This is a genomic window from Binatus sp. (SeqCode) (genome assembly GCF_049584895.1).
Taxonomy (GTDB): Bacteria; Desulfobacterota; Binatia; order Binatales; family Binataceae; genus Binatus.
On the sequence record NZ_JBAUYR010000049.1, the window covers coordinates 25,916 to 32,409 of the forward strand.

The 6,494-nt window shown below is 60.0% G+C and carries 5 protein-coding genes and 1 pseudogene; 3 read left to right on the plus strand and 3 right to left on the minus strand.

Going from position 1 to position 6,494, the window contains the following annotated elements:
- Nucleotides 1-107: 107 nt before the first annotated feature.
- From fsa to WB650_RS09920, 3 genes are read right to left on the minus strand one after another with little or no spacing between them, the layout of a single operon-like run.
- The gene (gene fsa / locus WB650_RS09910; RefSeq protein ID WP_422304701.1) at nt 108-758 is read right to left on the minus strand and encodes a fructose-6-phosphate aldolase; all 651 of its coding nucleotides are present in this window, start codon (nt 756-758) and stop codon (nt 108-110) included.
- Entirely contained in the window at nt 755-1,306 is a 552-nt protein-coding gene (gene folK, locus WB650_RS09915; protein ID WP_422304703.1) for a 2-amino-4-hydroxy-6-hydroxymethyldihydropteridine diphosphokinase, read from the minus strand. The genes fsa and folK overlap by 4 nt, the downstream gene beginning before the upstream one ends.
- Before the next feature lie 8 nt (nt 1,307-1,314).
- Nucleotides 1,315-2,478 carry an LL-diaminopimelate aminotransferase gene (locus WB650_RS09920; RefSeq protein WP_423960295.1) on the minus strand — a complete coding sequence of 388 codons (1,164 nt, stop codon included), beginning with the start codon at nt 2,476-2,478 and terminating at the stop codon, nt 1,315-1,317.
- Between the two features lie 267 nt (nt 2,479-2,745).
- Here WB650_RS09920 and WB650_RS09925 point away from each other — a divergent pair, with 267 nt between their 5' ends.
- The 3 genes and pseudogenes from WB650_RS09925 to WB650_RS09935 all read left to right on the plus strand — a co-directional run.
- The gene (locus tag WB650_RS09925) at nt 2,746-3,261 is read left to right on the plus strand and encodes a cytochrome c3 family protein (protein ID WP_422304707.1); all 516 of its coding nucleotides are present in this window, start codon (nt 2,746-2,748) and stop codon (nt 3,259-3,261) included.
- A 9-nt stretch (nt 3,262-3,270) separates the two neighbouring features.
- Nucleotides 3,271-6,204, plus strand: a complete 2,934-nt coding sequence (locus WB650_RS09930) for a molybdopterin-dependent oxidoreductase (RefSeq protein WP_422304709.1) — start codon at nt 3,271-3,273, stop codon at nt 6,202-6,204.
- Nucleotide 6,205: 1 nt separating this feature from the next.
- A pseudogene (locus tag WB650_RS09935) lies at nt 6,206-6,494 on the plus strand (NrfD/PsrC family molybdoenzyme membrane anchor subunit); the annotation flags it as partial.

Below are 6,494 nucleotides of genomic sequence, written 5' to 3' on the forward strand. Positions count from 1 at the left end.
AATCGCTTCACGGGAGCGATCACAATCTGCATGGCAAAAGGCGCAAGTGCGAGTCCTGTTTGTTTCGACGCAAAATCAAACTAGAAATCGCAGAAGGAAACCAGAACTCAGATCTTCTGGTTTGTTTTGCGCCAGTCGGCCAGGAAGCGTTCGAGGCCCAGGTCTGTTAGCGGGTGGTGGAGGGTTTGCTTCAGGACTGCGAACGGGACGGTTGCGATGTCGGCGCCGACTTCGGCTGCGCGAATCAGGTGCGTCGTGCTGCGGACGGAGGCGACCAGCACTTCAGCTGGGTAGTCGTAGTTGGACAGGATCTGCACCATGTCCTCGACCAGCGCGAAGCCGTCCTGGCCGATGTCATCCAAGCGTCCAATGAACGGCGAGAGGAACGACGCGCCTACTTTGGCCGCCGCGAGCGCCTGCAGTGGAGTGAAAATCAAAGTGACGTTGACGCGGATGCCGCGTTTGGCGAGCGCGTGAGTCGCCTTCAAGCCTTCGATGATCATCGGGCACTTGACCACGATGTTCTTGTGGAGCTTGGCGAGCTTCTCGCCTTCCGCGATCATCGCCGACGCTTCGGTAGCGACGACCTCGGCGCTGATAGGGCCGTCGACGATTTCACAAATCTCCTTGAGCACGTCGTGATAAGGGCGGCCGGTTTTCGCCATCAGCGATGGATTGGTGGTGACGCCGTCGACAAGCCCCCAACTTGCGGCCTCGCGAATCTCGGCCACGTCGGCAGTATCAATAAAATATTTCATCGGGATGCCTCTTTCTTTGGGGATTGCGGCCTCAGCAGGTCCGCTCTCGCGAGGGTAACACGAAACGGCGACTTAAGTCCTGCCAGCATTTCGGAAATCGACGCGTTGAGCTTCGGATGAATCAGCGCGGGCGCCAGCTCGCTCATCGGGGCAAGCACGAAGCGTCGCTCATGGAGGCGCGGATGCGGCACTTTGAGAACGCGCGTGTCGATGGTTTCTTTATTGAAGAACAGCAAGTCGAGATCGATAATTCGCGGCCGGTACTTGCCTCGCGTCTGCTTGCGACCCTTGACCCGCTTGCGCCCCATGATTCGCTCGAGCGCGAGCAATCGGCGCATCAGGACTTCGGCCGGCAGCTCGGTCTCGACTTCGATGACGCCGTTTAAGAACGCGCCCTTGAGATCGCCCATCGGCTCGGTCTCGTAGATCGAGGATTGGCGCACGACCCTCGTGTCCGGGATCGACGCGATCCGTTGAATCGCCTCACGATAATTGGCGGCTCGATCGCCTAGGTTACTGCCTATTCCGATAAAGGCCCGATTGGGCATTCTCGCCGTTACAACCGCAGCGCTTTTAGTCGGTCCACCGCCTCGACCAACCGTTCGCTCGTAAGAGAAAAGCGAACGTAACCCTCACCACCCTTGCCGAACCCGGAGCCCGGCGTAATTGCGATGCCGGATTCCTTCAAGACGCGCTCGGTAAATGAAACCGAGGTGTAAACACGGGGAACTTTGGTCCAGACGTAAAAGGTCGCGCGCGGATTCTCGCATTCGAGTCCGAGCGCTCGCAGAGCCTTGACCAGCAGGTCGCGGCGCTCTTTGTAGATTGCGCAATATTCGGCGAGCTTGTCGCCGTCGCCGCCCGCGAGGCCAGTGATCGCGGCTTCCTGCACGGCCTGGAAGACGCCGGAATCCATGTTGGTCTTGACCTTGCCGAGCGCGCCGATCAACTTCGCGTTGCCTATTGCGAAACCGACGCGCCATCCGGTCATCGAGAAGGTCTTCGACAATGAGTGGAACTCGATTGCGCATTCGCGCGAACCGTCGGTTTGGAAAACGCTCGGCGAGCGATAGCCGTCGTAGGCAATTTCGGAGTACGCGCTGTCGTGCGCGAGGATGACGTCGTGCTTGAGGCTGAATTTGACGGCGTCCTGAAAGAACGAAAGGTCAACGGTCGCGGCGGTCGGATTGTTGGGATAGTTGAGCCACAACACTTTGGCGCGCCGCGCGATTTCAGCGGGAATCGAGCCGAGGTCTGGCAGGAACGCGTTTTCTTTTCGGAGCGGCAGGAAATACGGCTCGCCGCCGTTGAAGACGCATCCGGAGTAGTACACTGGATAGCCCGGGTCGGGAATCAACACGATGTCGCCAGGATCGACGACGGCGGTCGCGAAGTTCGCGATGCCTTCCTTCGAGCCGATCAGCGCGCACACTTCACGCTGATAATCGAAGCTGACGCCGAACCGGCGCCGATACCAATCCGCGGAGGCCTCGCGAAATTGCGGCAAGCCCTCGTAGTCGGGATAACGGTGATTCTTAGGCTCGTCGGCAGCGCGCTTCAGAGTTTCGACGATGTGACGCGGAGTGGGCAGGTCGGGGTCGCCGATCGAGAGGCTGATGACGTCGACGCCCTTGCTCGCGACCTCTTTTTTGAGGCGGTCAAGCTCGGCGAAAAGGTATGGCGGTAAAAGAGCCAGTCTGGAAGCAGTCTTGATTTCCACCTGTCGAAGCAGCCTTAAACCCTGATGATCCAGTCATAAGTAACATAGTTTCGTTAGTGTCGGAACTACCTGCTCCAATAAATCGGCGTTCTCGCACAATGGGAATCCACAGGCGGTTGCTTCCATAAGAAGCGGCGTTATCGCAGGTACTATTAATTTTACTTGATTAACGAGAGCACCATTGTTAGAAATTTTGACTGTCGCACGGTGGCCATCGGCTCTGTTTCGGATTACTTTCGGATAATTCACCAAATCTGAATCGTCAGCATGAACCGGACAATCCTGCCGCTGGCCCTCCTGATGCTCGCTCTGGGCGGTGCCGTCATCGCGCTCTCGCAGAGGCCGTGGGCGCCCCGCAATGACGTAGTCCAGCCGATCCCCTTCAGTCATCGAGTGCATGCGGGGGTGAACAAGATTCCCTGCCAGTACTGCCACGCTTATGCGAGCCGGTCTTCCGAACCGGGGATTCCGGCGGTGGCGCGATGCGTTGGATGTCATGGCAACGGGATTGCCGGAGGCGGAATCGCGCCAGTGACGCGGCCGTGGACCGACAATACGCCGGAGGCGTTCGAGATTCAGTGGAATCGCGTGTACACGCTGCCGGACTTCGTGCGCTTCACTCATCGGCCGCACATTCATGCGGGTATCGAATGCCAGCGCTGTCACGGGCCGGTCCAGACGATGGATCGCGTCGTGCCGGTGCATGAAATCAACATGGGCTTCTGTGTGGATTGTCACACGGAGAAAAAAGCGACGCTCGACTGCGTCGGCTGTCATCACTGAGCGAGGAACGTGAAGATACAGAAGCACGAGGGGACCTCGATATCCAGGCGAGCGTTCATCAAGCTGGCCGCGACCGCGGGTGCAGCGGCGGCGATTCCCGGCTGCGAGCCGGCCGCGCGCAAGCTGATCCCGTACGTCGTGCCCGACGAGAACGTAGTCCCCGGCGTCCCGAGTTTTTTCGCGACTACGTGCAGCGAGTGTCCGGCCGGATGCGGCGTGGTTGCGCGAATCCGCGAAGGGCGCGTCATCAAGCTCGAAGGAAATCCCGAGGACCCTATCGGCCAGGGCGCCCTATGCGCGCGCGGGCAGGCCGCGTTGCAAGGCGTGTACAATCCGGACCGGCTGGCGAATCCACAGGTTCGCGGCGGCGACGGCGCGATGCGGGCAGTGTCGTGGTACGAAGCTGAGAAAATGCTCGCCGACAAATTGGCGGCTGCGTCGAAGGCGGGCAAGGATCGCGTCACGTTCTTCGGGTCGCCGAATGGACCGACGTTCGGAAAAATCGCGCTGACGTTTCTCGGCAGTTTCAATTCGTCACGCGCGATATTCTATGAAGCCATCAGCAACGAGCCGGCGCGGGCTGCGGCCAAGACTTTGTTCGGCCGGCGCGATCTGCCGATCTATCGAATCGATCAAGCCGAAGTGCTGATTTCGTTCAGCGCGGACTTTCTCGAGACCTGGCAATCTCCGGTGGAACTCGCGCGACAATACTCACTGTTCCGCACGCCGCAGAAACGACGCGGTGCACTGACTATCGGCCGCGCCACCTATGTCGGCCCGCGGCTCAGCATGACGGCGTCGAAATGCGACGACTGGATCGCGACGGTTCCAGGAGCGCAGGCCGACGTTGCGTGGAGCATCCTCAACGTCCTGGTCAAGAACGGGAAGGTCTCGCCGAATTCAGGCTTCGATCTCGCGGCGCTGACTAAGGCGGTCGAGAATTTCGATCCGACAGCGACGAGCGCGCGCACCGGCGTGCCGGTCGAAACAATCGCTCAACTCGGTGAGACGTTTGGCAAGGCGGACGGGGCGCTAGCGATCGCGGGCACCGACGATTCGTCGGCGCATCTCGCGGCCATGATCCTCAACTCGGTCACCGGCAACTTTGGCAAGACCATCATGTTCTTCGAAGACTCGCCGGCTGAAGCGACCAGCACGCCTGACGAAGTCGACGCAGCGGTTGACGCGATGCGCAGCGGTCAGATCGACGTGGCGTTCCTCGCTGGCGGAAATCCTGTATTCACGATGCCGCCATCGGCGCGAATCGCCGAGGCGCTGCAGAAGGTTCCGTTCGTAGTCTGGGCGGGCGGAGTGCCGGATGAAACCGCCGCGATGGCGAGTTTGTTGTTGCCGGCGCATCATCCGCTCGAATCATGGCGCGACACGGCGCCGCGCGCCGGTATTCGGGGTTTGGGACAGCCGGTGATGCAGCCGGTGTTCGCAAGCAAGCCGGTCGGCGACATCATGCTCGATGCGGCTGCAAAAGCATCGAGCACGAAACTTCAGTGGGCTACCACTGCGGATGCCGTCAAGGCTGAATGGCTCGCGCTGGCTCCCAAAGCGGACGATGCCAATCCCGAAGATTTCTGGACGAAAGTCCGGCGCGAAGGCGGATTGTTCGAAGAGCAGCATGTGTCCGCACTGAAGCTAGATACTTCCCCATTCAAGGCGGCCGTACCAACTGCGGCGCAGATGGAACTTTCGGTGTACGCCTATCCTCACATTTTTCTTTACGACGGGCGCGGTGCCGACAAGCCATGGCTGCAGGAATTGCCCGAGCCGGTCGCCCAGATCGTGTGGGATAGCTGGGCCGAGATAAATCCTGACACCGCTCGGAAGCTCGGCGTCAGCCAGGACGACATAATCGAGATCAAAACCGAACACGGCAAGATTGAGGCGCCGGTTTTGGTCGCGCCTACCATGCGTAGCGGAGTGATCGCGGTGCCTCTGGGGCAGGGACATCGCGCGTACGGACGCTACGCGAAAAACGTGGGCGCTAACCCATGGGCGATACTCCCAGCCGGCGCGACATATGCCTCCGCGACGGCGCATGCGACGGGCGAAACTCGCAAGCTCGTCACTCCGTTGGGCAACGGCGATATGCTGGGGCGTTCGATCGTCGAGGCGATGAGTATCGAGCAACTCGCAAATGGCATCGTGCCGAAAAATCCTCACGAACAGGAAGCCCCCGAGCCGTCCGAAATGTATCCGCCGTGGAAATACGCAGGACACAAATGGGGCATGACGATCGACGTCAACGCGTGCACCGGATGCAGCGCATGCGTGACGGCGTGCTACGCGGAAAACAATGTTCCCTGGGTCGGCAAGCAAGGCGTCGATAACGGACGAATCATGTCGTGGATTCGCATCGAGCGTTACTTCCCCCAGCCAAAGGAAGCGGCAGAGGCGCCGCAACTCTACCTCGCGCCGATGCTCTGTCAGCAATGCGATCACGCGCCGTGCGAGCCGGTTTGCCCGGTATTCGCGTCGTATCACACTGAGGAAGGACTCAACGGCCAGATTTACAATCGATGCGTCGGAACGCGCTACTGCGAAAATAACTGCCCGTACAAGGTCCGCCGATTCAACTGGTTCGTGCCGGAATGGCCGGCCCCGATGAACCTGCAACTCAATCCTGACGTGACCGTACGCGGCGCCGGTGTGATGGAGAAATGCACCTTCTGCGTGCAGCGAATCCAGTTCGCCGAGCTCAACGCGAAGACTGAGGATCGCCAACTGCGCGACGGCGAGATCGTCACGGCCTGCCAGCAGGCGTGTCCGACCCGGGCAATCACCTTCGGCGACAGCAACGATCCCGCGAGCGCGATGATGCGTCGTCGCGACGACAACAAGCTGCGCAACTACCGCGCGCTGGAAGAACTCAACACGAAACCCGCGATTACGTATCTGCGCGATCTCTATCGCGAGAAAGGTAAAGCCTGAAGTGGCAGCGGCGCCGAAAATAAACACGGAACCGACCTACCGCGACATCGACCGCAGCGTGCTGCGGGTGATGGAACCGGCGGGCCGTGCCTACTGGGCGTGGGTCGGATTCTGTTTCACGCTGGTCGGCATCGCGGCCGCGTTGTGGATGCGCCAGGTTTATACGGGTCTGGGTGTTACCGGTCTGCGCCAGCCGGTGATGTGGGCGATATACATCACCAATTTCGTTTTCTGGGTCGGTATCGCGCATTCGGGGACATTGATTTCCGCGATACTATTTCTGTTCCGGA

Coding starts and splice junctions, on each gene's coding strand:
- fsa (WP_422304701.1), bottom strand. CDS start 758: ATGAAATATTTTATTGATACTGCCGACGTGGCCGAGATTCGCGAGGCC.
- folK (WP_422304703.1), bottom strand. CDS start 1,306: ATGCCCAATCGGGCCTTTATCGGAATAGGCAGTAACCTAGGCGATCGA.
- WB650_RS09925 (WP_422304707.1), top strand. CDS start 2,746: ATGAACCGGACAATCCTGCCGCTGGCCCTCCTGATGCTCGCTCTGGGC.